The sequence below is a fragment of the Cryobacterium sp. 10C3 genome (assembly GCF_034314285.1).
In the GTDB taxonomy this organism is placed as follows: domain Bacteria; phylum Actinomycetota; class Actinomycetes; order Actinomycetales; family Microbacteriaceae; genus Cryobacterium; species Cryobacterium glucosi.
In genome coordinates, this window is record NZ_JAVIWF010000002.1 from 705,114 (window position 1) to 728,452 (window position 23,339).

A 23,339-nucleotide genomic window follows, 5' to 3' on the forward strand; every position below is an offset into this window, starting at 1 on the left:
CAGGCCTCAGAGCTGTGCCGATCTGATCCGCACCTCAGCGGCTACCGATGCGAGCGCAGCGGTGAACGCTTCGAGCTGCGCGGCGTCCAGTGTCGTGGTGGAGGCCGACAGCATGTCGGTGAAGTCGCGGTGGATCTCGCCCATGACGTCGTGTCCGTGGGGAGTCAGCTCCAGGTAGAGACTGCGGCGATCGCCGGGGTGGTCGATTCGATGAAGCAGGTCGATGTCGACCAGGCGGCGGGAGATCGCTGTCACGGCTCCCGTCGTCATTCCGAGGTGGGTTGCGAGGTCTTTCGGAGTGATGGACCCCATCCGTGCGATCCGGAAGAGCGCACGGAGTTCGGTTCCGGAGACGCCGGCGCGCTCGGCGATGCGGTGGCGGTTGCCGTCGAGGGCGCTCACGAATTCGGTAGCTGCGGCCGGAAAGCCACTGAGCGTGTGCGGGGGCCGTTCCGAGTGGTCCATGTTTCCTCCGGCCTGCGCTGGAGCGAGCCTTGTGTCGTCACGACTGGTGTACCTGATCCTAGCGAAATCGGGCCAAAAAGATGTTGACGATTTAGCTTACTTACTATGTAATTGAAACACTAAGTTATCTCGGGAACGCTGAACTTCTACGGAGTACGCCATGATTCCAGATATCCTCTCGCACGGACAGTACGAGACCGTCTACAACTTCCTGTCGCTCGTCATCGCGGCGCAGCTCTTCACCGCTGTCTTCCTCGTGATCGCCCTGCCTCGTATCCTGCCGCGGTACCGCCAGGCCATCACGGTGGCCATCGTGGTCTGCGGCATCGCCGCCTACCACTACTTCCGCATCTTCGACTCGTTCAAGGCGGCGTTCGTGACCGATGCCGTCGGCGGTACGGGCGACTACTCTCAGGCCGTCGGCGCCGGCTTCAACGAGGGCTACCGCTACGTCGACTGGCTCCTCACCGTTCCGTTGCTCCTCGTCGAGCTCGTCGCCGTACTCGCCCTCGTGCGGTCCGTCCAGTCGGCGCTCCTGCGGAGGCTCGTTCCCGCCGCGGCGCTCATGATCATCCTCGGTTATCCGGGGAGATCAGCGGCGACAATGGCCTTCGCGGACTGTTCGGTCTGCTGTCAACCATCCCGTTCGCCTACATCCTCTTCGTGCTCTTCGTCCAACTGAGCAAGTCCCTCGACCAGCAGCCGACCGGTGTCCGCAAGATCCTGAGCCAGCTGCGGTTCCTGCTCCTGCTCAGTTGGGGCGTCTACCCGATCGCGTACCTGCTGCCGCTGCTCAACATCTCCGGATCGGATGCCTGGGTCTACAAGCAGGTCGGCTATTCCGTCGCCGATATTCTCGCCAAGGCGGTCTATGCGTTGATCATCTACCAGGTGGCTCGCATCAAGTCCTTCGACGACGACCCCACATTCGCCGGAATCGAGCTTTCGCGGGATGAGGTCGCGACCCGCTCCTGACTCCGTCCTCGGCGATTCACCTGCGGGCATCGCTCGGTTGATGAGGGTGCCCGCACGGTCGCCACGGTGTTATTTGCCTTCGGCGAGGAGCGACACGGGGTTCCACTCGGCCAGCTCGGCGAGACGCTGGTTGAGCAGGTGGGGCACGGCCTGCGTGGCCATCTCGCCGAAGAACACCCGGCGCGGGGCGGTCTAAGCCCGTGGACGAACCGGTGACGAACCATGCGATGGAGCGCATCGTGCGGGGGAGCGCCCAGCTGAACGCTCGCTACCTCGAAAAGATGCAGCGGGTGCAGGAGCTGCTCGTCGGGCGAGTGGTCACCCGGCTCGCCGGGAGCGTGACTGCGAGCGACCCTCGACCTGCGGCCATCGTTCAGGCGGCACGCGTGGCGTGGCTTGAGTCGGATCAGCAGCGGCCATTCGGTGAGTTCCTCGACAACGCCATGGCGGCCTTCAGGATTACCTAGCGCGTGTGATCACGTCCACGTTCGCCTGCACGGCGTTGCGGGCGCCGGCGCCGTGAGCATCGTCAAGATGCGCCACCTCAAGACCCGCTAGCCGGAATCTGGGAGGATGAAAGGACGTCCGGTAGCACCGGCATCCATCTTCTGAGTCAGGAACCCCAATGACCTTCGGCCAAGCGATCTCGTCCGTGTTCAGCCAATACGGCCAGTTCACCGGAGTCGCCCGCCGCTCAGAGTACTGGTGGTGGGTGCTCTTCGTGACGATCGTCGACTTCGCGCTCAGCACCCTGGATTCGACGATCAATCCCACGTCGGCGTTCGGGTTGTTCTCCACGCTCTGGATCGTGGTCATCGTGCTGCCGTTCCTCGCAGTCGCGGTCCGGCGCCTGCGGGATGCGGGCTTCTCCTGGAAATGGCTCTGGTTCCTGTTGCTCCCGATCGTCGGTGTGATCATCCTGATCGTGCTGCTCTGCCGGCCGAGTAGATAGTCACAGGGCCCCGGGCGCTGGTGTCACCCCTGGGACAGCGGGGCGCGCTTCGACCGGACGACGAGCACGGGGCACGCGGCGTGATGCACGAGCTGGTTGGAGACCGACCCCATCAGCAGGCCCGTGAAGCCGCCGCGGCCCCGCGAGCCGACGACGAGGAGACTGGCGGATTCGGCGGCCTCCAGGAGCACGGTGACCGCACTACCGCGCACGATGCGGCCTGTCGCGGTGAGGCCGGCATCGGTCGCGGCTGTGAGAGCCTCGGCCTGGATGCGCTCACAGACCTCTTTGAAGGAGTCTTCTGGAACGATATCTCCCGGGGTCCCCGCCATGATCGGATACGACCACGTCGTGACGATGGTGAGCTCTGCGCTCCGCAGCTTCGCCTCGACGATCGCCCACTCGAGCGCCTTCACTGACGGCTCTGATCCATCCACGCCCACAACAATTTGAAACGCACCGGTGTCACTCATGGGATTCGTCCGCTCTCTCGGCAGGACGGCTCGCCCTGTGTGGCCATCATGCGGCCATTGCGTCGCGCGGTCAATGCGAGGTGCCACTGGGCGGTCGGTCAGTTGCGGAGAAAACACCTCGGTGGGGGTGGGAATGTGTTTTCTCCGCAACTCCGTGCGGAGGCGTGAGACTTACTTGCAACCCTTGTTGGTGAGGCCGCTTCCGGCACCGGAGGTCTTGCAATGCACCACGTTGCCCGCGGTCTTCGAGGCGTTGTTGACCTCGTAGCCGGGGACGCCGCCGGTGACCGTGTTGCCGGCGAAATCGTTCCCGCCGCCCCAGCCGGAGAGCACGGAGTGCACCTGGAACGCGTCCTCGAGGGTCGAGGATCCGGAGTTGCCCGAGACCGAATAGCCGTTACCCTTCACGTCGACCCAGGAATCGGCCGAGTTGTCGCCGGAGTAGCCGGAATGGCGGAAGGTGTTGCCGGTGATGCGTCCGCCGGTCGTGCCTTCCTTGATGTCGATCGCCTCCGCGGGGTTGTCCTCGATCCGGTTGTCCTGGATCAGCACGTTGTCGGACTTGTCCGGGCTGGACGAGGAGCCCATGACAGAACTCCAGTTGCTGTTCGCGCTGCCGACGTAGACGCCTTCGCCATAGCTCGCCGAGGTGAGTCCGGTGTCGTGCACGTAGGAGTTGCGCAGCACGACGTTCGTGCTGCTGTGGCGGACGTGCACACCCTCCTGGCCGATGTGTCCGACGTCGACGCTGGAAATGACCGTGTAGTCGGAATCGTCCAGAACGATGCCCTTGGCGGCCTTGTCGACCCGGAACCCCGTGAGGTTCCAGTGTCCTCCCGTGACGTGCAGAGCGTAACCGGAACCGGTCGACCCGGTGGTGAGCACGGCGGCTCGTGAACCGGTGAGGGTGATCGGCGCCGCACCTGTTCCGACGGAGGAGGCCTCGAATTTGCCGGTGTAGGTGCCGTCCGTGAGGTGGATGGTGTCGCCGGGCTTCGCGTTGCCGAGTGCGGTCTTCAACTGAGCGGATGTCGACACGTTCGTGACCGTGGCGGCGTGGGCCGGTCCGGGGGTGAGCACGACCCCCGCCACCGCGACGGCGCCGGTCAGGAGGGCGGCTGCGGCGATGCGAGCGCGGCGAAAGTCGCCGGGTGTCGGGGGAGAGTGGGAATGAGCGGGACGGGTGGGTGAATGAGTGGAGCACGAAATCAGCAGCTTCCTGTGGTGTGGAACAGGAAGAATGCCTAACCGGTCGAACCTCGGGTGGACCACGAGATCGACAACTCCCCGTCGGAGTGGACAGGGCACTACGGAACGTCGTCGACGGTACGAAAGCGTCGACAGAATAAGGCAAGTGACATCGGCAGCACCCTGTAATAAGACAGGAGCCGAACCGGTCGCGTGCACGATGGCAGAGGCGGGGCGGGGATCAACAGCAGCCTGCAGATTACGGCAAGAATGCTGCCGGAAACTTGGAACGTTTAGTTCACACGACGATACACGGTCCTGAGGAAAACTCAAATGAACATTTGGTTTTCCCGGGGGTCAACCGTCGGCGCACCGGACGTTCGAGGAACCCTCGCCGGCGTCGGCGGACGTGTTGCTGCACTCGACTACGTTGTTGTTGGCCGGCTTGAGCGCGTAGCCGTAGCCGGGGCCGTTCACCGTGGCCTCGTTGTTACGGAAGGTGTTGCCCACACCCCAGCCGTCGAGGATCTCATGCGTCTGGAACCCATCCATCGGCGAGTTGACGCCGGTGTTGCCATCGATGATCCAGCCGTTGCCCTTGACATCGACCCAGGAATCGGCGCTGGTGATTCCCGAACCGTCGAAGCTGTTCTGCTGGAGGATTCCGTTGCTTGTGCCCTCCTTGATGTCGACGCTTTCCGCGGTCGTCGCCGAGATTTTGTTGCCGATGATCGTGTTCCGGTCGCTCCGGTCCGGCTCGCACCCGCTCACGTCGCACCAGTTGCTCTCGGCCGTTCCGACATAGATGCCCTCACCGAACTTCGGCCGGCGGAGGCCGGTGTCGCTGATCTGGTTGTCGGCGACGCGGTTGTCTGTGCTGTTGTTGCGGAGGTGCACCGCCTCGTCGCCGATCTGGGATACCTGGAGGCCCTGGATGAGCGAGTTCCGGGTCTGGTCCGCCATCACGCCTTTCTGGCCGTTGCGTACGGCGAACCCGACCAGGTGCACGTAGGCGACCCGATCGAGGTGAAGCACGTATCCGCCCTGCACGCCGCCACCGTCGAGGATGCTCCCTGCCGTGCCGCAGAGCGCAACCGGCGCATCGGCGGTGCCTCCACTGCGGAGCGTGAAGGTGCCCTGGTAGACGCCGGGGGCCAGACCGATCACGGTCCCGGGATTCACAGCGTCGAGGGCCGCCTGAAGCTCGCGCGCGGTCGTCACCGTGACCGTGAACGGCGGGCAGCCGGCCACGGTCTCTGGTACCGGAGGAGCCTGTGCCGTCGACGGGGGTGAGGTGGGTTGGGTGATGTTCTGGGTCTGGCCGGTGATGGCGACGATGGCCATGACGGCGACGCCGATGATCGCAAGGCCGAGGATGCCGACGGTGAGCACCCACTGGAGGCGCGACGGCGTGCGGCGGCGCGCCGGGGCATCCGCCCGGTCGTCGCTATCGGGCATCAGGGGCGCCGCCGACGGACTCGCGCGAAACGATGCCGCGTGAGAGCGACGTGAGCGGTACACGCTCGGCGTACGGATGCCGGATCGCACCGAACTGGGGACCGCTGCGGGTGAGTGCCGTCACGAGAAGCAACAGCGCGAGCAACAGCCAGACCACGGTGAGTGGCTGGAACACGAACCGCGCAACGGTGATTGCCGTCGTCGCGCGCTGCCAGCCGGCGAGGTTGTTGCCTGCGACGACGGCCCCCGACGAGGTCTCGTCCCACACCGGAACGGCGCCGGAGCCCGAGAGCGCGTTGCTCACGACCCTCACCGACCTGGCGTCCCCGACGAGGCTCACGGCGTGGTTGGAGACGGCTCGGATGGTGTTGTCGGTGACACTGGCACCGGCGTTTCGAACGTACACGCCGGTCTGGCTGCCGCTGATCGCGTTGTTGCGCACACTCGTGTCGGTGACCCGGTCCCGGATCGCGATCGACTGGCGGGCCTGGTCCTTCAGGGTGTTTCCGGCCACGACGACACCCGATGCCCCGTCGTCGAGCACGATGCCCATATCGTTGCGTGCGATGAGACTCGAGTACACCCCGAGCGCCTGACCTCCGCTGAGTTCGATCCCGTACCTCCGGTTGTCTTCGACCGTGCTGCGGGTCACTGTACTCGAACCGAAGGATTCCACACCGGTTCCGATGGCACTCGGACCGTCGGCCAGCGAGCGGCCGTCGATCGACACTCCGTTACGCCCGTTGTCCGTTGCGGTGATCTGGTCGAACATGATCCCCGAGCTCGATCTGGCCACCGTGAATCCGTCGACGCCGCTGTTGACGGAGCTCGTCCGGGTTACCGTCGTGTCGGTAACGAACCGATGGAAGACGAGGCCGTCGACGAGGCTGTTCATGATCCGGGTGTCGGTGATGGTGACGCCGGCGGCGTGCGTGATGAAAAGACCGAAGGCGTTGCCGTCGATCGTGACGTCCTGGAACCCGGCGGACAGGGTCGCTGCGGAGGGCCCGCTCGAGGCGACGGATCCGGCGGGAGCACGCAGGAGTTCGGGAGGGAGCACGGGGGCGCCGGCGAGAGGGGCGCCTGCGAGCGGGCCTGCGCCGGCCGGGGCGGAGGTATCGGCCGTGCCGGAAGCATCCGCCGTGACCGAGCCGTCGGCTCCTGACGTGTCCGTACCGGAGGCATCCGTCCCTGAGAGCGCGAGCCCGCCCGTCTCCCCGCTCCAGAACCCGAGGTTCGCGATGCGCGCGTGCCCGACCGAGACCGTGCCGTCGATCATCCGGAGATAGGCGCGACCGTCGGACGTGTCGGTGTCGACCGCCCCGGTCCGGGTGTTCCAGCTCTCGATCGCCACGGGGGCCGTCGCCGTGCCGTTGATGAGGACGGAGCCGCCGAGTCCGATCACGGACACGAACGTGCTCGGGTCGCTGCGGAGCCGCAGGGTGAGCCCATCCGTCGCGGTCAGAGACAGGGTCGCGCCGGTCAGGACGACGATGTTCTCGGAGAGCAGATAACCGCCGTCCGGTTGCCGCACAAAGGTCGTCGGGGCGAGGGTGAGCAGGTCGGACACGAGGTAGGGCTGTGCACGGGCCGGCAGGACGAGAGTCACGGAACTGCCCGTGGTGAGTCGGTAGGGGCCCTGGATCCCGGCGACCCGCCACTGGGCGGATGCCGAGACGCTGCGGACATAACTGAGCCGGGCCTTCTCCGCGTTCACGAGGCTCGTCTCGCGGGTCGGGTCTCCGGGATAGAGCACGCCCTGGACATTTCCGTTGCGCGCGATCTCGGCCCGCCCGAAGGCGCTCGTGGGGGAGCGGAACACTCCCGTTGCGACGAGGATGAGCGCTGCCGCGAGTACCCCGGCGAGGATGCCGGCAAGCATGCCCAGCAGCACGAAACGTGCGCCGGGAGGACGCCCCGACTGGCGGTGCCTGCTCGCGATCACCGTCACCCTCGGTGTCCGGGTGCGGGGAACCCGGACCGGCGCAACCCTGGTCCGGGTCACGGGGCCACCGCCGCCTGGGTAAGGGTGCGCGCGTCCTGGCCGTCACCGCCGATGGTGTCGTTGTGGCGGGTGAGCCAGCCCTGCTTGTTCATGGTGACGAGGGCATACGTCTTGATCGGGAGGGCGACGAGGATGACGGCGAGGGCGAGCAGCGGCAGGAGCAACAGGTCCTTCGGGTGGCGGCGCAGGTGTGAGATCCCACGGATGCCGCGGCCGAGAAGCAGCCAGCCGATGGCTGCCGCGAACCCGGCGACGCTCAACTCGAGGCGACTGAAGACCAGGTAGAACAGGGTGATACCCATCGTGAGCGGGGTGAGGAGGATCTGCAGGACGGTCACCTTGGTGATGAACGGTACCCGCCAGAGCCAGCCCCTGGCCATGGCCGTGAGGTAGCACCGGTAGGAGTTGCGACTCCAGCGCACGCGTTGCTTCACGAACGCACGGAAGCCGGTCGGGAACATCGAGAGAGCGCGCGCGGATGCCTGGTGCACGGTCTTGTAGCCCGAGGCGAGCACGAGCCACGTCAGCCGGCCATCATCGCCGGAGATGCAGCGTCGGCCCAGGAAGAATTCGTTCTCGAGATGGTCGAGCACGGGCAGGACCGCGGCACGGCGGTACACCGCGGTCCGTCCGGACACGCAGGGCACAGCCCCTGCCCGTCCCATGGCGGGGACGTAGTCGAGGTAGCGCAGGTCGACCAGCCAGTCTGCGATCCGTCGCCAGACGCTCGTGCCGCTCTGGTAGACGTTCTGCCGGGTGCCGACCGCCCCGACCAAGGGGTCTTCAAAGGGCATTTGCACGTTCCGGAGCAGGTCAGGCTCCCACCAGGTGTCGGAGTCGGTCAGGACGAGCAGGGTGTGCCTCGCCTCCCTGATCCCGGCCCCGAGTGCTGACCTCTTGCCGACGTGGTGGAAGAGGATCGGCCGGACACGTGGATCGCCGATCCGGACGATGCGTTCGTAGGTGTCGACGTCCGCGACGTCGAGCACGATCAGGATCTCGTCGGGATTCTGGGCCCGCCACGTATCGAGACAGCTCAACAGGATGTCCGGATCCTCGTGGAATGAGGGCACGATCACGGAGGTCGACGTCCGGAAGTCGGTGACGATCGGCGGGGCCCGATGCGACAGAATGAAGCGGTAGAGCCAGAGTCCCCAGACGATGGTTCCCGCAATCGCCAGGGGAAAATAGGAAACCACGACTGCCGCGTCGTGCACAACCGCATTCCCGATGGCGCCCCAGTCGAACGCGTAGCCGGGGTCAGCGGACACTGTCGTTTCTGGTGGCATAGGGATCGGGTTCCTTGTGCTCGATTGTGCTGGTCAGCGTTACCACGGGCTGACTCGTCGAAGGTGTGCGGTGATTCAGTTGCGACATTCCGTTCGCACTCAGTAGCGCGGCGTGAGGTCTCTACTGAACCAAAGTAGACAATTCCTCACGTTTTGCAACCGCACTGTGTGGATACACAGGGAGCTCTTACCGTGAGCTAGTCTCTCCGAGGTTCACGGGCATCCGTTGTGAACGGATTGACCCCGGTGATGCGCTCGACGAGCCCGATGGCATGGCGCAGGATGGCACGGGGATCGGCGGAGTAGTCGGATTCCGATGCCTTGCGCATCGCGAAGCGGAGGATGCTGACCGCCAGACCGACGACCATGTGCGCCTCGTCGAGAATGTCCGGCGTGGTCGCCTCCGTGCGCCCGCGGGCCTCGAAACGCTGGAGGACGATGCCCGCGAGCCGGTCTTCGAGTTCGGCAAGACGGATGATCTCGCTTGAGAACAATTCGGGGGTGTTCTCGATGAGCGTGCGCCTGGCCCGGAGAACGTCGCGGTCCGGCTCGCTCGCGACAATCGCGGACTCGATCATCAGGACGAGTTCGGCGAGCACGGATCCACCGTTGCCCGTGATGAATCTCTTCACCGCGCCCTCGGACGGAATGGGAGGGGACGCTCCGAGGAAGGCGGCCTCCTTCGTCGCGAAGTAGTTGAAGAAGGTGCGCTGGGAGACCTGGGCTGCTTCGCAGATCATGTCGACGGTGACGTGGTGGTACCCGTGTTCACTGGCCTGGCTGATCGCGGCTGCTTCGAGCGCGGCCTGGGTGGCGGCGCGCTTGCGGGCGCGCAGCCCCTCGTCGGGCCCCGGGCCGGTGGGGGTGCTCTGCGTGGATGCCGCGGAGCTACTCATACCGCAGCGCGTCGATGGGGTTCTGACGTGCGGCGGCCCTCGCAGGCAGGGTGCCGGCGAGGAACGCGATCAGCATCACCACGCCGACGATGATGGCGATCGAGGCCGGAGCGAACTGCACGACCTGGAGACCGGGCAGGGCCGAGAATATCCCGTTCGCGAGGAGGTTGCTGATGAGCGAACCCACACCGATCGCCGCGATGACGCCGAGTGCGCTGCCGAGGAAGCCGATGAAGACCGCCTCCATGCTGAACAGGGCATAGACGCGGCCGCCGTTCATGCCCATGGCCTTCATCAGCCCGATTTCGCGGGTACGTTCCTGCACGCTCATCAGGAGAGTGTTGACGATGCCGAATCCCGCGGCGATCAGGGCGATCACTGCGAAAGCGTTGAGCACGCCGATGATGACGTTGATCACGGTCTCGAAGGCGCCGATCGTGTCGGCAACTGTCTGCGAGGAGTAGCCCTGCGCGCTGAGGTCATCCTTGATCGCGGTGATCTGTGCTTTCGTCGCCGAGACGTCGAAGTGCGCGACCGCGGTCGCATAGCCGGCGGACACTCCAGCGGGCTCACCGGTGGTTGCGACGGTGTGCAGGTGGGCGACGAGGCTCCGGTTGAGCCCGGCTCCGCTGCCGAGGAGCGTCTCGTTCTGCACGCCGACGACGGTGGCCGTGACGGTCTGCTGGGTTCCGGTGTAGTCGGTGATGCCGATGCTGACTGTTGTGCCGACGGCCGCCTTGGCGTCCGCGTAGCCGAGGTTGTCGAGGTAGGTCGTCGGCAGGAGGAGCTGGTCGCTCGAACTGCTGTTGTCGAGCTGAGCCCCCGCGGCGAGGTCTGCCGTCGTGATGGTCCCGGTCTGGCTGACCGTGAGCTCGAACTTTCCGTTTCCGGCATATTCGACGTAGTCCGGCGAAACCCGCACGGCGGGGTCGACGCTCAGGATGCCTGCGGTCGCCTTGATCTTCGCGAGGTCCGCCGTGGTCAGCGCCTGGATGGTCGAGCCGGGGCGCGACCCGTTGCCGAGGCTCACGGTCGTGGACTTGCTCGGGTCGTAGGCAGCCGGTCCGTCGCTGGCCGTGGCCGTCGCATCCGCTGCCTTGGTGATGGTGAGCACGTCGGCGGCGCCGATCGCCGAAACCTGTCCGTTGATGTAGGCGGTCACGCCGGTGCCGATGCCGCTCGTGATCGTCAGCGTGAAGGCGCCGATGAAGATGGCGACGACGGTGAGACCGGTGCGGAGCTTGTTGCGGAAGCTGTTCTGGATGGCGGAGCGGACGATATCGAGGAACTTCACGAGTGGGCCCCGCCTCTCTTGTGGGTTCCCGTGGGGGAGTCGGCGGTCTCTTCGAGGCCATCGCGGATGAAGATCTGGCGGTCGCAGCGGGCTGCGAGCTCTGTGTCGTGGGTCACGATGATGAGCGTGATGCCGTTCTCCTTGTTGAGCTTGAAGAGGATGTCTTCCACGACGGCTCCAGTGGCGGAGTCGAGGTTTCCGGTGGGCTCGTCGGCGAAGATGACCTTGGGGTTGTTCACGAGCGCGCGCGCGATGACCGCGCGCTGCTTCTGGCCACCGGAAAGGTTCTTCGCCTTGTTCTTGGCCTTGTCGGCCAGTTCGAGCTGTTCCAGTGCGGCCATGCCGCGGGACTTGCGCTCCTTGGCCCCGACGCCGGCGATCGTGAGGGGAAGGACGACGTTTTCCAGCACAGTCGCATTCGCGGTGAGGAAGAACTGCTGGAACACGAAACCGAAGTCCTGGTTGCGGAGCCGGTTGAGTTCCTTCGCCTTGAGCTTCTTGGCATCTGTGCCTTCGACGAGGAGAACGCCGGAGTCTGGATCGTCGAGGAGCGCGAGAAGGTGCATGAGCGTCGACTTGCCCGAGCCGCTCTTGCCGACGATGGCGACGGACTCGCCCGCCTGGATGTCGAGGGAAACGCCCTTGAGCGCATCAAAGCGGTTGGCTCCACTGCCATAGGACTTGCCTATGACCTGCGCGGACAGGACGGGAACACTCATGCTGGCTTTCCTTCGTTGGGTGGCTGGAGCGCTTCGCTCGACCCGCGGAAGCCGTCATGGCCAGCGGATGCTGGCGAAAACAGTGCGCAGACAATAAATTTACAGTAGCTGCACATTCACGGCGCTCGCTGGGAGACGACTGGGAACCAGCCGACATTCATCTCCCAGTCATCCCAGCGTACGACGTGCATTCCGGGTGTCACGCCAGCGGATGTCGGCCGGTGCGGTTCAGAGGTCGAGCGTCTCGTTCGGTTCGAGGGCGAAGAACTCCCCACCGACCTGTTCGGTCGCCGCGGTGATACGCAGATTGGAGAGGTCCTTGCCTGCGCGCGACAGCAGCATTTCGTGGGTCGGGAAGGTGCGGCGCGGCTTCACGGCGAGCACGTAGTCGATCACTTCACTGATCTTCAACCAGGGCGCGCCGGCCGGAACGGCGAGCGTGTCGACATCCACTCCTGCCGGGACCGTGAAGGAATCGCCGGCGTAGTACAACCGGTCGTTGACGAGCACGCCCACGTTGTCGATCACGGGGATCGAGGAGTGGATGACGGCGTGGGTGCGCCCGAAGAAGCGAAGGGTGAACTCGCCGACCGTCACGGTGTCGCCGTCGTGGACGACTTCGACGGGGTATCCCGATGCCGCTGCGACGACCCCCGCCGGTCCGAAGATCCGCACATCGGGGCTGAAGGCGATGATGCGGTCGAGCTGTTCGGGGGTCCAGTGGTCCGGGTGCTCGTGTGTGATGACGACGGCATCCGCCCGTGCCGTGTCGGTCACTGCCGTCGTGTAGGAACCCGGATCGATGTAGAGCTTGCGTCCCGCTACTTCGACGATCAGGGCCGCGTGCTCGAGCTTGGTCAGTTTCATTTCGGTCCGTTCTGTCGGGTGTCTGGACCGAGCTAATACCCAGATGGCCGGGTGATGCAAGCCGACGACGTGCCGTGTCGTCTGCTCGGTTTGGAGCGGACCCGATCCGTGTGGCATACTCGGTAAGTTGCAAAAACGGCCCCATCGTTTAGCGGCCTAGGACATCGCCCTCTCACGGCGGTAACGCGGGTTCGAATCCCGCTGGGGTCACAATTGCCCGGTTCCCTTGAAAATAGAGGGAACCGGGCTTTCTTGTTTAAGCGCCCCGGAAGGGTCGTTTTCGGGTTTGGCAATATTCTGGCAATATCCGATTTGCAGGCCATCTGATCGAGGGCCGTTGCGACACTGTCAGGCGCCCCAAGCCCAGCACGGGCGTGCAAGGCCTTGTGCCCGGCCGCAAACGAGTTCAGCGTGGGAGCATGAGACGAATTATGTTCGGTGGCGCCTCGTTCTTGACGGCAGATCGAATCGGTGACGCACTCGTTGCCCTTTTGGTCGTCCTCAATGTCAAGAGCTGCTCCGCGGTCGCGCGCATTCCCGTTGTTCTCATCAACGGCACGATCGTGACTGCAACGTTGCTCCTCGCACCGGCAAGCCCGTTCCTGGTCATTCCAGAAGAATCACCGTGGCCTGAACCCGATGCGTCGGAGACCGTCACTCACCTCTCGAATCTCGAAGTGCTGGCTTCCGCCCCGAGCCAGAACGGGTACCTGGAAACGATCGCAGTCCCGGACTGCGAATGGAGTGACCCGGACCTGGACGATCTCTGATGATGACGAAGTAGGTGCCAGACCGCGAACGGCACGTCTCCCTGGTGTAGCCAACGGGGGTCGGGATCGTGACGATGCGAATCTGTTTGTGCCGATTGATGTTATTCCGAAGTCGGTGGAGTACGTTGCGGATATGCAACGGAGGCGCGTGAACCAAGCAGGTAGTAAGAATCGCGGGTGCGATGTCGATGCCTGACCGACTAGCCGCGACGGAGGACTCGTTGAACGCTCTGACGGGTGACGAATCGCGCCTGTATGAGCCCCTTCTGGCTCTGTTGCCTGTCGACGGGCTGTCCATCTCCACGTTCGGCCACATTCTCGCCGCTGAAACAATTTCCGCGAGCGACGCGCAATCGTTCCGGCTCGACGAGCTGCAATTCGATCTTGGTGAGGGCCCGTGCTGGGACGCGCTGGAGACTGCGGCGCCAGTCCTGGAGCCGGACATCCGTGAACGGCCCAACCACGTGTGGCCGGCCTTTTCGGAAGCAATCATCGCCGAAGATTTCGGTGCGCTCTTTGCTTTTCCATTGATGCTGGGCCCGCTGCGCATCGGGGCGATCGACCTGTACACGAACCACCCGTTTCGCCTCGGTGAGCAAGACATCCGGCACATCGAGATCCTCGCAACCGTGGTGAGCCGGATGGTTCTCTCTCGAGCTCTCCGGCTGTCCGAAAGTGACCTCGTGGGTGAGGCCGACACGGCCACCCGGCGGGCATTCTCTCGTCGGGAGATCCATCAGGCCACGGGCATGGTCCTGGCGCAGCTGGGCATTCCCGCCACGGATGCCTTCCTCGTGATCCAGGGACATGCGTTCGCCGCCGGACGATCCATGCTCGACATTTCAGCCGAGATCATCGACCGTCGATTGAGCTTTGCCGTGAACGAAAAGCAGATCGAAGGGTCTCATGATTGACAGCACCCGCGAGGATCGCTTGATCGACACGTTCGCGACCCTCGCCGACACCCTCGTGGCCGACTATGACGTGGTCGATCTTCTGCAGACGCTGGTCGAGAGTTGCGCGGATCTCTTCGACATCTCGGCGGCGGGCATCCTCCTGGCGGATGCCGACGGCGAGTTGGAGGTGATCGCCTCGACCAGTGAGGCGAGCAGGCTCGTCGAAGTCATGCAATTGAGTGCCCGTGCGGGCCCCTGCGTGGAATCCTTCACGACAGGCTCTGTCGTATCGCTGCCGGACGTTGAGGACAGCCCTCCCGAGTGGCAACGTTTTCGGGACAGCGCCCGGGAACAGGGATTCGCTGCCGTCTTCGCCATACCACTGCGGTTGCGCGAGACCACGATCGGTGCACTCAACCTGCTGTCCAGCGTTCCCGGAGCCTTGCCGCCCCGAGACGTTCGAGCCGCACAGGCGCTAGCCGACGTGGCCACGATTGGAATCCTGCAGGAACGCACGCTTCGGGAAAGCATGTCCGTTCGCGAACAGCTCACCAACGCACTGACGTCCCGAGTGGTGATCGAACAGGCCAAAGGCGTGCTTGCGCACTCTCGCGGCATCTCCATGGAGGAAGCGTTCATCCTGCTGCGGACGTACGCCCGAACCAACCGCTTGCTGTTGTCGAGAGTGGCCCAAGGTCTCGTTGACCAGACCCTTGTGATCTGAGGCCTCCGGCCCGAGTTCGCCTCGGTGGCTCGCGCGCGGTGAGGGGCCGGACGCATATCGCCTGAAGGGGTCCAGGCGATGCTGTGCTCCTGGTTGGCGAGCCGAACCCGATGTGTGTCGCTCGGAAGACAATCGAGCGGGATCCGGATCGCGTTGGGTCAGGACACTTTGCCGGGACCGTCAAGGCCGACGGTGCAGGGCGAACCCGGTTCCGGAGCGGTTGTGGCCCCGCGGTACTGGGCAATGAATGCCGCGAGCCGGGGGTCGGAAGGGTCGCTGATGTCGAGCTGCGCGCCCCATGCCGATGCGACGATCGACGACGGGAGACCGGAGAACGGAGAGAGGATCGCGTATGTGGAGGGGATCACCTTGCGCAGCGCTGCGAGTTGATCACCCGTCACCGTTGAAGCGTCGTAGGCGACCCAGACGGCGCCGTGCTCGAGAGAGTGCACCGCATTCTCATTGGGGACGTTCTCGGAATACACGCCACAGTTCAGGAGAGTGACGGAGTGGTCTCCACCCACCGGTGGCAGCGGGTCGTATTTCACGGTCCCGGTGACGTGCTCGGATGTCTGGTTTGGAAAGGTCTGCACGCCGTCAACGGATGTCGGTGCCGCGGCGTTCTTGGGGGCGCCGGTGGTTGTGACGACGAGGACGATGACGATGACGACGATCCCTGCAGCGGACCAGGCTGCGGCGATTCCGATCTTCCGGTTCCGTTTCGCTTTGGATTGTTCGCGCCGTAGTGTCTCCACTTTTTCTGCCCGGCGAACGGCTCGTTGCTGTTCGACAGTCGCGGGCGCAGATTCGTGACCTTCATTGGCTGAGTGATCGTCAGAGTGGTCGGATATTTCACGAGGCATGTCAGCTGTCCTTCGGGTCAGGTGAAATATACCCGATGGTGTCCTGTAGCGCCTTGATCACGCGGTCGGTCCGGTGCCGGGGTGGCGTTCATCGAATGCCGCGGCGTGTGGACGGAGGGCGGCGACTTCGGCGCGCAGGCGGGCGAGTTCTTGTTCTTCGGGACCGTCGACGGTTTTACCGTGGCCGTGGCCGTGGCCGCGTCCGCGCATCATTAACCACATCATCAGGCCCATGCCGACGGGGCAGATCAGGGCGGGGAGGATGTACAGGAATTGCTGCATGTCAGGATCCTTCTGGTTGGGTTGGTTGGGTGGTCTTGACCATGGTGGTGAATTTCCGCCGGAGGGCGCGGGTCGACAGGCGCCCGTGCGCGATCAGCCGGCCGTCGGCTATGAGCCCGGGGGTGAAGGCCAGGCGCTGCTCGCGGGCGATCGAGCGGCCGGTGTCGCTGTTCACGTCGACCTCGTCGATCTGGAGGGCGAATTCGGCGGACAATTCGGCAAGTACTCTCTTTCCTGCGATGCAGGAGGGGCAGTCGCTTTGAGTGAGTAGGGTCAGGGTGATCATGACGTCGTATCGGTCTTCAGGTCGAGGAGAAGCTGGTCGACGGGCACGAACATGGTGTACTTCGGAGCTCCGCCGTAGTCGGCGCGCCATTTGATGGTGCCGTCGGGTCCCACGAGGATGAAGCTGTGGCCATCGGTGCTGGTGCCCATCATGCCGAATTCGTTGGCGTGGTACTTTTTCGAAGTGACCAGGTCGGGGTCGGACAGGACCGGGGTTTTCAGGCCCATGTCGGTGGTTTTCCGAGCGATTTGCTGGGCCGGGTCGGTTGTGATGGACACGACGGCGTCGATTCCCGCGGCCTGGAGCTTCGCGGCGTCCGTTTCCAGGCTGGTGATCTGCGTCCAGCATGGTTCGCAGGCCAGGCCTTCCTGAAAGAAGAGCAGCACATTCTTGCCGGAGTAGTCGGCCAGGGACACCTGGCCGCCGGAGTTGTCGGCGAGCGTGAAGCCTGGTGCGACCTGACCGATGCCGGGGGTTCCGACGTCGTACGACGACTGCGTCGTCGTACCGGCGGCTGCCGTCTTCGGGGCGTTCGCGCTGGCGAAGACGCTGTAGAGGCCGGCGAGGACGATGCCGGCGATCAGGAGCCCGGTGATCCAGCCGAACCAGCCGGGGCGGCGGGACCGGATGCTGGGGGACTGTTGCGTGTTTTTGGGGGCGGAACTCATTTGGTGGTGTCCTGTCCTGTGCGTGCGGGGGTTTCGAGGGCTGCATCGCTGCAGCAGCTGGATTCAGAGTCGGCGGACTGAGCCGGCCCGTCGGGTGTTGCCCGGGTTGGTTCCGGGGGCTTCGGCTCCGCGTGGCGGGTGGCGCGCCACACGAAATAGCCGCCGGAGGCAACCAGCACGATCGCCACGGCCCAGCCGGGAAGCCAGGCGAGCGCCTTGGTCGCGACGGAGACACTGTGTTGGAGGTCGGCGCCGAACTGGGCGAGCCAGCCGCCTGAGGTCATGCCGGGTCCGACGGCGGCCTGGATATAGGTGAGGATGGCCATCACGATGAGTAGGACGGCGGAGGCGGCACTGCCGACGGCGAGGCTACGGCTGAACCGACCCACACGCAGGGTGATCTGGCGTCCCTGAAGCCACTTGCTTGAGCCCCAGTCCCTGCGGTCCCAGATCAGCGCCAGGACGGCGAGGGGGCGACCATTCCGGCCACATACGTGAGGCCAACGGCCAGGGCGGCGGGGAACGAAGCCGTTGCGCCGGAGAGGACCGCTACGCCGATCAGTACCGGAGCGCAGCATGAGCTGGCCGCTCCGGAGAACACGCCGAGTCCGTAGACCGAGGCGAGGCCGTGACCGGCGGGAACGCGGCGGGCGAGCATCGGAAGCTGCAGCTTCCAGCCGAACAGCATTGCGATTCCTCCGATCAGCATTGCCGTGGCGGCGATCGTGAAGACGATGGCGTGCTGGCCGGAGATCAGGCCGATCAGGGCTGTTGCTCCCAACCCGATCGGCACGATGATGGTCGCGACCCCGGCAGCGAAGACCAGGGTCGCTCCCACGATGCCGGAACGCCGACGCATGCCCGACGCCAAGTAGGCGGGCAACATCACCGACACGCAACAGGGCGCGAGCAGGGCAACCAGGCCGCCCAGGAAGGCGGCGAGCAGGGTGCCGCCGAACAGTAGATTTTCCATATATTCGTCGCCTTCACTCGGGCCGCGTCTTGCGCGGACATTCACCTATCCTCCTAAGGAGATTAGGTGATGGTGATGCAGTTGTCTAGCTGGCGTGCCGAAGCTGAAAGTCAGCTGGAGAAGCGACCCTCGTCCATGCTGTCGACGGCACACGGGGCATGCGCGGCGGGCGCGGGCGCAGGCGCGCTGCCGGAAGAAGAAAGGGACGCCGACAGGCTGGTTTCCGGCTCGGCGGGGCACAACGCGTGGTCCGCGCTCGTCACGGCCGGCCAGCCGAGGGCGAGTCCAGGCGCGACCAGCAGCAGCGCGATCGCGGCCGCTGCAACGCACGCGGGGACGCGACCCAGAGACTGGCGTGGAGGGAGGAGTCGGCGAACGCGGGCCGCAGCCCCGGTTCCAGTGGCTCCGAGTGCGACGGCCGGCACTGCATGCGGCGGCACGGCTACGACGGCCAGGAGCGCCGCCGCGACCGTGAGCCGGTGAGTTCGTGCGGCAGCGACATCGTCGGCACGAAGTTCAACCAGGCGAGAAGTCTCCCGCGCAGCCAGCCGGAAAGGCGGGAGCCCGTGAAAGGCCTGCGACAGTGCCACGGAGAATGCCAGGGCGAGGTCATGCCGTTCAGTGAGGTGTGCGCGCTCATGGGCCAAAACCGCGATGAGCTCCTCGTCCGTCAAAGCGTGAAGCGCGGCCGTGGTGACTACAGTGCGCCGGTGGATTCCCGGCATGCAGTAGACCGCCGCTTCCGTGGAATCGAGGATGACGATATCGCGATCGAAATCCGGGCGACCAACCATGTCCAGAACTCGACGATGTGCATTGCGCTCCCGTGACATCCGGGCGCCCGTTGATGCCAGGCCCCAGAAGGATCGAGTGATGACGGCGCCGGCCAGCAGCGCCCCACCAATACCGACGGCGGCACCGGCCGGCGTCGAATACTGCTGTTGCAGCGCCATTGCACAAGCCTGGAGGTCGTCGATGATGCCCTGTCCGCCAAGGCCGGCGATGGGAATCGCGAAGGACAGGCCAGCGAGGGCCAGCGAGCCCACGACCGCGACCGTCAGGGCCTGCCAGGACGCGATAGCGAGCCGAGGCGCGCGATCGACCCAGTTCGCGCGCAACAGGAGCTGGGGGACGGCAAGGGAGAGCGCTATCGCGTACACGGTCAGGATGATTGCGACAATCATGACTCCGGCTCGTTGTCCTGTGCGGCGGAAAGCAAACGGCGGAGTTCGGCTGCTTCGTCGTCGGGCATTTCGTCGACGAAGCCCACGAGTGCTGCCGCCCGATCGTCGGCGAAGGACAGCGCCTCGCGGATGAGTCCGGACACATAATCGTCCCGGGTGGCCGCGGGACCATAGCGGAATGCGCGGCCGTCCCGTTCCTTGCTGAGCCAGCCCTTGCGATTGAGGATCTCGGTGACCGTCTGCACGGTGTTGTAGGCGAGCCCGCGATCGAGCCTGTCGAGGAGTTCCCGCACCAGGAGCGGGTTCTCGGCCTGCCAGACCTCGTTCATGATCGCGTTTTCCAGATCACCGAACTTTGCCATGGTCGAGCCCTTTCGAAAATTGGTGTCCCTCGCGAACCGACCGGAAATGGGAGTTCACGTCAATCGTAGTCACCTAAGGTGATTAGGCGGCCAGGAGCCGCGGAGTGCCATTGACGCTCCGCGGCCTGTCAGTGGGTCGGCTACAGGGTGGCGAGGATGTCCTGCATTTGTCTGATCTGCGCCGTCTGGTCGGCAATGATCTTCGTGGCCAATGCCTGTGCTTCCGGGTTCTGCCCGTCCTTGAGCTCGACGTCGGCCATGTCGATCGCGCCCTGATGGTGCTGGATCATCTGCTGGAGGAACAGTTTGTCCGCGGCCGGACCGGTCGCAGCGTCGAGCGCGGCCATGTCCCCATCGGTCATGGAGCCTGAGCTCATGTCCATTCCGGGCATGCTGGTGGCGGTCGCACCCCAGGCTGTGACCCAGGAGCTCATCATCGTGATCTCCGGCCCCTGGGCCGCCTTGATCTGCTCGGCGAGAGCGGTGACGCGTGGATCGACCCCGGTCTTGTCGAGCATGGTCTGGGCCATGGTGATCGCCTGCTGGTGGTGGTCGACCATCGGCATGGCGAACGAGACGTCGGCATCGTTGAACACCGCTGTCGATGCGGCGGGGGCGGAGGATGCGGATGCACTGGCGCCGCCGGCCGTGGTGGCACCGGCCGAACAGGCGGACAGGGCGATGGCTGCGGCTAGCGCGGTGGCGGTCAGGAGGGGAATGCGTAGGGAAATCAAGGGGAGTCCAATCTGTCAAACAAGGGTCGTGATTGTCGTCAGCGGAAGAAGATCCGGAGACGGCGAGTGTGCTCGCGGATGCAGCGAGACACGGAAATTGCTGGAATGGGGAGAGTCCGCCGCACCAGGTGGAGGCTCACAGCCGGTTATTGATCAGACGCGGCTAATCGACAGGGCCGTCAGCGAGGGCGGTCGTTGTGGAGGGAGGCGCAGCGGGAGAGTGGGTGCTGCGCGCACGGCGGAGCGGTCGGCAACGAGGGCAATTGCGTGCTGGGCTACAGGATTGGGGGAGTGCGCGATGAGTCCGGCGGCACACGCGGACCCTGTCATAAGGCAATCGGTGGAACACATGCCGAGACAAGTCGACGGCAGGTGCGACCTTCCAGATGCAGATGCCATGGAAATCGAGGCGGACGGCAGTTCGAAGTCCGACCCCCCTGCGCTGAGGACTGACATGTTCGAATGCGGGTCAGACATCGCGTGGGAATGCGGTGAGGCTTCGGATTCTGCCGCCATCCCTGCATGCATCGCTACCATTCCGAAAACGATGGCTGCAAGCGAGAGGATTCCGAGGAGCGAAAGACGCAGTTGCGCGGCGGCTGTGAACGCGCGACTGCACGGCTGAGCTTCCACCATGGCGTTCCCTTCCTTCCCGTGCCGTCCGGAGGCGGCAATGCTCACACTGTAGTCAACGGATGCTCCGCGCGGTCTGAGAGGGCCCACCTGATTCCGCGAAGAGACAGCCCGAGGTCACCATGGGGCTCATACCTATGGGGGGTATATGCTGATGATGTAGGCACCGAGAAAAACAGTGTCGAGTACCAGCAAATTCCTCGAGAGGATCGTTCATATGAGCCCATCGGCCGAGACCAGGATCATGCATGCGCATGCGGCAGCCACGACCACGACGAGGCAAGACGCCATGGGGCACGGCGGCGGCCATGGCACCATGACGATGAGCAGCATGATCCGGGATATGCGCAACCGGTTCCTGGTGGCCGCGATCCTCTCCGTTCCGATCACGCTTTTATCGCCGATCGGCCGCGAGGTCATCGGGTTCACTTTTCAGGCACCGTTCGGGCTCCGTGACGACATAACAGCGCTGATCCTTTCACTGCCGGTGATCTTCTACTCTGCATGGATCTTCTTCGACGGCGCCTACCGGGCGCTTCGGGCGAGAACGCTCGACATGATGGTGCTTGTGGCCGTCGGCGTCGGATCGGGCTGGCTCTACAGCGTCGTGGTCACCCTGACCGGCGGCGGCGACGTCTTCTACGAGGCCGCCACTGTCCTGGCCAGTTTTGTGCTGCTGGGGCACTGGGTCGAAATGCGGGCACGGGGCGGCGCCAATGACGCCGTCCGCACCCTGCTCGAGCTGGCCCCCGCGCAGGCCTTCGTGATTCGCGAGGGCGAACCCGTTGAAATTCCCACCGCGGACATTGTTCCGGGCGACCTGATGCTCGTGCGCCCGGGATCCAAGGTCCCCACCGACGGCGTTGTCGAGTCCGGTGATTCCGATATCGATGAATCCATGGTCACCGGTGAGAGTCTTCCCGTGGCCAAGACGGCCGGCTCCACGGTGATCGGCGCCACCGTGAACACCACGGGCACCCTCCGGGTCCGGGCGACGAAGGTGGGCGCGGACACCGCACTCGCCCAGATCGTCGCGCTCGTGCAGGAGGCCCAGAATTCCAAGGCTCCCGGCCAGCGCCTGGCCGACCGGGCGGCGTTCTGGCTCGTGCTGGTCGCCCTGATCGGCGGAATCGCCACCCTCCTTGTCTGGCTGCTCTCGGGCGCAACCGGTCCCACGGCCATGCTGTTCGCGATCACCGTGGTCGTCATCACGTGCCCGGACGCGCTCGGGCTGGCGACCCCGACGGCGATCATGGTCGGGACCGGACTTGGCGCCAGGCGCGGCGTCTTGTTCAAGACCGCGACCGCGCTGGAAACGGCCGCACGGATCGACACCGTCGTGATGGACAAGACCGGCACCCTCACCCAGGGCAAGCCGGAAGTCACCGACTTCGTCGCAATCGGCATGGACGAAGACGAGCTGCTCGGACTCGTTGCCGCCGTGGAGCGCGAGTCGGAGCATCCGCTCGCCGCTGCGGTGGTCAGCTACGCTGCGGGACGGGGTGTGACCGTTGGCGACGCCGTCGGCTTCGAGAACGTACCCGGGCACGGGGCGGGGGCGACGGTGAGCGGGCACCACGTGCTCGTCGGCAACCGCAAATTGATGCTCGCTCGAGGCGTCGATATCCAGCCGGTGAGCGCGCGGCGTGAGGCCCTGGCGTCGACTGGACATACCGCTGTCCTGCTGGCCGTGGACGGCAACGTGGCCGGAGTAGTGGCTTTGGCGGATGCTGTGCGCCCGACCGCTGCGGCAGCCGTCGCGGCCATGCACGACGCGGGAATCCAGGTCGTCATGCTCACCGGAGACAACGAAGCCACCGCCGCACGCATCGCCTCCCAGCTCGGGATCGATACCGTGATCGCGGAGGTCCTGCCCGAAGACAAGTCGGCGAAGATCACGGAACTCCAGGCTGCAGGCAAGAGGGTTGCCATGGTCGGCGACGGTGTCAATGACGCCCCGGCGCTGGCGCAGGCAGATCTCGGGATCGCGATCGGTGCCGGCACCGACGTCGCCATTGAGACGGCGGATGTCGTGTTGATGCGGTCCGATCCGTTGGACGTCCTCGTCGCGCTGCGGATCGGGAAGGGAACCGGTCGGAAGATGCGGCAGAACCTCGGCTGGGCGATCGGATACAACGCCATCGCCCTGCCGATCGCGGCCGGCGTCTTCTTCCCCGCATTCGGAATCCGGCTCAGCCCCGAGATCGCGGCGATCTCGATGTCCGGCTCCAGCGTGATCGTCGCCGTCAACGCGCTGATGCTCAAGCGCCTACGCCTGCCGCGGCCTGCAGGGAATCCCTGAGGATGAACCATCCCATCACCAGGACTTGGCTCCAACCATGAGGCCGGATAGCCGGACAACATCCCAACGCTCGCCTTCCAG

Annotated in this window: 27 protein-coding genes and 1 tRNA gene; 9 read left to right on the top strand and 19 right to left on the bottom strand. The window is 65.0% G+C overall.

The features are described from left to right. Positions 1-6: 6 nt before the first annotated feature. Positions 7-465, bottom strand: a complete 459-nt coding sequence (locus RGU41_RS03920) for a MarR family winged helix-turn-helix transcriptional regulator (protein WP_134447412.1) — start codon at positions 463-465, stop codon at positions 7-9. A gap of 160 nt (positions 466-625) precedes the next feature. Here RGU41_RS03920 and RGU41_RS20725 point away from each other — a divergent pair, with 160 nt between their 5' ends. The 4 genes from RGU41_RS20725 to RGU41_RS03935 all read left to right on the top strand — a co-directional run bounded on the left by RGU41_RS20725 (position 626) and on the right by RGU41_RS03935 (position 2,392). After that, positions 626-1,147, top strand: a complete 522-nt coding sequence (locus RGU41_RS20725; protein WP_416173134.1) for a bacteriorhodopsin — start codon at positions 626-628, stop codon at positions 1,145-1,147. Beyond that, positions 1,120-1,440 (top strand): bacteriorhodopsin, encoded by a 321-nt coding sequence (locus tag RGU41_RS20730; RefSeq protein WP_416173176.1) that lies wholly within the window; start codon positions 1,120-1,122, stop codon positions 1,438-1,440. The genes RGU41_RS20725 and RGU41_RS20730 overlap by 28 nt, the downstream gene beginning before the upstream one ends. 200 nt (positions 1,441-1,640) lie before the next feature. Beyond that, complete coding sequence (locus RGU41_RS03930; RefSeq protein WP_134447415.1) at positions 1,641-1,907, top strand: hypothetical protein; 267 nt, start codon at positions 1,641-1,643, stop codon at positions 1,905-1,907. A 158-nt stretch (positions 1,908-2,065) separates the two neighbouring features. Then, positions 2,066-2,392, top strand: coding sequence for a DUF805 domain-containing protein (locus RGU41_RS03935; protein ID WP_134559367.1), 327 nt, complete (start codon positions 2,066-2,068; stop codon positions 2,390-2,392). Between the two features lie 23 nt (positions 2,393-2,415). Here the strand turns inward: RGU41_RS03935 and RGU41_RS03940 are convergent, their stop codons facing one another. The 9 genes from RGU41_RS03940 to RGU41_RS03980 all read right to left on the bottom strand — a co-directional run bounded on the left by RGU41_RS03940 (position 2,416) and on the right by RGU41_RS03980 (position 12,581). After that, positions 2,416-2,865, bottom strand: a complete 450-nt coding sequence (locus RGU41_RS03940; RefSeq protein WP_134447419.1) for a universal stress protein — start codon at positions 2,863-2,865, stop codon at positions 2,416-2,418. Positions 2,866-3,036: 171 nt separating this feature from the next. After that, a complete protein-coding gene (locus RGU41_RS03945; protein WP_322135600.1) occupies positions 3,037-3,945 on the bottom strand; it encodes a right-handed parallel beta-helix repeat-containing protein in 909 nt (302 codons plus the stop codon). A gap of 465 nt (positions 3,946-4,410) precedes the next feature. Then, a complete protein-coding gene (locus tag RGU41_RS03950) occupies positions 4,411-5,511 on the bottom strand; it encodes a right-handed parallel beta-helix repeat-containing protein (RefSeq protein WP_134559363.1) in 1,101 nt (366 codons plus the stop codon). Continuing rightward, positions 5,501-7,516 (bottom strand): right-handed parallel beta-helix repeat-containing protein, encoded by a 2,016-nt coding sequence (locus RGU41_RS03955; RefSeq protein WP_322135601.1) that lies wholly within the window; start codon positions 7,514-7,516, stop codon positions 5,501-5,503. The genes RGU41_RS03950 and RGU41_RS03955 overlap by 11 nt, the downstream gene beginning before the upstream one ends. Continuing rightward, entirely contained in the window at positions 7,513-8,805 is a 1,293-nt protein-coding gene (locus tag RGU41_RS03960; protein ID WP_322135602.1) for a glycosyltransferase, read from the bottom strand. Before RGU41_RS03960 ends, RGU41_RS03955 begins: the two co-directional genes overlap by 4 nt. Positions 8,806-9,002: 197 nt before the next feature. Continuing rightward, entirely contained in the window at positions 9,003-9,701 is a 699-nt protein-coding gene (locus tag RGU41_RS03965) for a TetR/AcrR family transcriptional regulator (protein WP_134447429.1), read from the bottom strand. Next, positions 9,694-10,995, bottom strand: a complete 1,302-nt coding sequence (locus RGU41_RS03970) for an ABC transporter permease (RefSeq protein WP_134447431.1) — start codon at positions 10,993-10,995, stop codon at positions 9,694-9,696. Before RGU41_RS03970 ends, RGU41_RS03965 begins: the two co-directional genes overlap by 8 nt. Then, positions 10,992-11,714 carry an ABC transporter ATP-binding protein gene (locus RGU41_RS03975; protein ID WP_134447432.1) on the bottom strand — a complete coding sequence of 241 codons (723 nt, stop codon included), beginning with the start codon at positions 11,712-11,714 and terminating at the stop codon, positions 10,992-10,994. The genes RGU41_RS03970 and RGU41_RS03975 overlap by 4 nt, the downstream gene beginning before the upstream one ends. 228 nt (positions 11,715-11,942) lie before the next feature. Beyond that, positions 11,943-12,581 carry an MBL fold metallo-hydrolase gene (locus RGU41_RS03980; RefSeq protein WP_134447433.1) on the bottom strand — a complete coding sequence of 213 codons (639 nt, stop codon included), beginning with the start codon at positions 12,579-12,581 and terminating at the stop codon, positions 11,943-11,945. A gap of 137 nt (positions 12,582-12,718) precedes the next feature. Between RGU41_RS03980 and RGU41_RS03985 the strand changes: the two genes are divergently transcribed. The 4 genes from RGU41_RS03985 (at position 12,719) to RGU41_RS04000 (ending at position 14,971) form a co-directional block, all read left to right on the top strand. Then, a tRNA-Glu gene (locus RGU41_RS03985) sits at positions 12,719-12,791 on the top strand. 221 nt (positions 12,792-13,012) lie between these two features. Then, positions 13,013-13,351, top strand: coding sequence for a hypothetical protein (locus RGU41_RS03990; RefSeq protein WP_134559357.1), 339 nt, complete (start codon positions 13,013-13,015; stop codon positions 13,349-13,351). 221 nt (positions 13,352-13,572) lie between these two features. Further along, positions 13,573-14,265: a GAF and ANTAR domain-containing protein gene (locus RGU41_RS03995; RefSeq protein WP_134560796.1), complete on the top strand. Its 693-nt coding sequence runs from the start codon at positions 13,573-13,575 to the stop codon at positions 14,263-14,265. After that, positions 14,258-14,971, top strand: a complete 714-nt coding sequence (locus tag RGU41_RS04000; protein ID WP_134447439.1) for a GAF and ANTAR domain-containing protein — start codon at positions 14,258-14,260, stop codon at positions 14,969-14,971. The genes RGU41_RS03995 and RGU41_RS04000 overlap by 8 nt, the downstream gene beginning before the upstream one ends. A 158-nt stretch (positions 14,972-15,129) precedes the next feature. Here the strand turns inward: RGU41_RS04000 and RGU41_RS04005 are convergent, their stop codons facing one another. The 9 genes from RGU41_RS04005 to RGU41_RS04045 form a co-directional block, all read right to left on the bottom strand. Then, positions 15,130-15,726 (bottom strand): DUF3105 domain-containing protein, encoded by a 597-nt coding sequence (locus RGU41_RS04005; protein WP_322135603.1) that lies wholly within the window; start codon positions 15,724-15,726, stop codon positions 15,130-15,132. 165 nt (positions 15,727-15,891) lie between these two features. Next, positions 15,892-16,116, bottom strand: coding sequence for a hypothetical protein (locus RGU41_RS04010; protein WP_322135604.1), 225 nt, complete (start codon positions 16,114-16,116; stop codon positions 15,892-15,894). Position 16,117: 1 nt separating this feature from the next. Beyond that, positions 16,118-16,402: a hypothetical protein gene (locus tag RGU41_RS04015; RefSeq protein ID WP_322135605.1), complete on the bottom strand. Its 285-nt coding sequence runs from the start codon at positions 16,400-16,402 to the stop codon at positions 16,118-16,120. Then, positions 16,399-17,070 (bottom strand): peroxiredoxin family protein, encoded by a 672-nt coding sequence (locus RGU41_RS04020; RefSeq protein WP_322135606.1) that lies wholly within the window; start codon positions 17,068-17,070, stop codon positions 16,399-16,401. Before RGU41_RS04020 ends, RGU41_RS04015 begins: the two co-directional genes overlap by 4 nt. Then, the gene (locus RGU41_RS04025) at positions 17,067-17,459 is read right to left on the bottom strand and encodes a hypothetical protein (protein WP_322135607.1); all 393 of its coding nucleotides are present in this window, start codon (positions 17,457-17,459) and stop codon (positions 17,067-17,069) included. The genes RGU41_RS04020 and RGU41_RS04025 overlap by 4 nt, the downstream gene beginning before the upstream one ends. A gap of 62 nt (positions 17,460-17,521) precedes the next feature. Then, entirely contained in the window at positions 17,522-18,043 is a 522-nt protein-coding gene (locus RGU41_RS04030; RefSeq protein ID WP_322135608.1) for a cytochrome c biogenesis CcdA family protein, read from the bottom strand. Positions 18,044-18,153: 110 nt separating this feature from the next. Continuing rightward, entirely contained in the window at positions 18,154-19,227 is a 1,074-nt protein-coding gene (locus RGU41_RS04035) for a M56 family metallopeptidase (RefSeq protein ID WP_322135609.1), read from the bottom strand. Continuing rightward, positions 19,224-19,589 carry a BlaI/MecI/CopY family transcriptional regulator gene (locus tag RGU41_RS04040; RefSeq protein WP_322135610.1) on the bottom strand — a complete coding sequence of 122 codons (366 nt, stop codon included), beginning with the start codon at positions 19,587-19,589 and terminating at the stop codon, positions 19,224-19,226. The genes RGU41_RS04035 and RGU41_RS04040 overlap by 4 nt, the downstream gene beginning before the upstream one ends. 140 nt (positions 19,590-19,729) lie before the next feature. Then, complete coding sequence (locus RGU41_RS04045; RefSeq protein WP_322135611.1) at positions 19,730-20,323, bottom strand: DUF305 domain-containing protein; 594 nt, start codon at positions 20,321-20,323, stop codon at positions 19,730-19,732. 850 nt (positions 20,324-21,173) lie between these two features. Between RGU41_RS04045 and RGU41_RS04050 the strand changes: the two genes are divergently transcribed. After that, a complete protein-coding gene (locus tag RGU41_RS04050; RefSeq protein ID WP_322135612.1) occupies positions 21,174-23,258 on the top strand; it encodes a copper-translocating P-type ATPase in 2,085 nt (694 codons plus the stop codon). Positions 23,259-23,339: the final 81 nt, after the last annotated feature.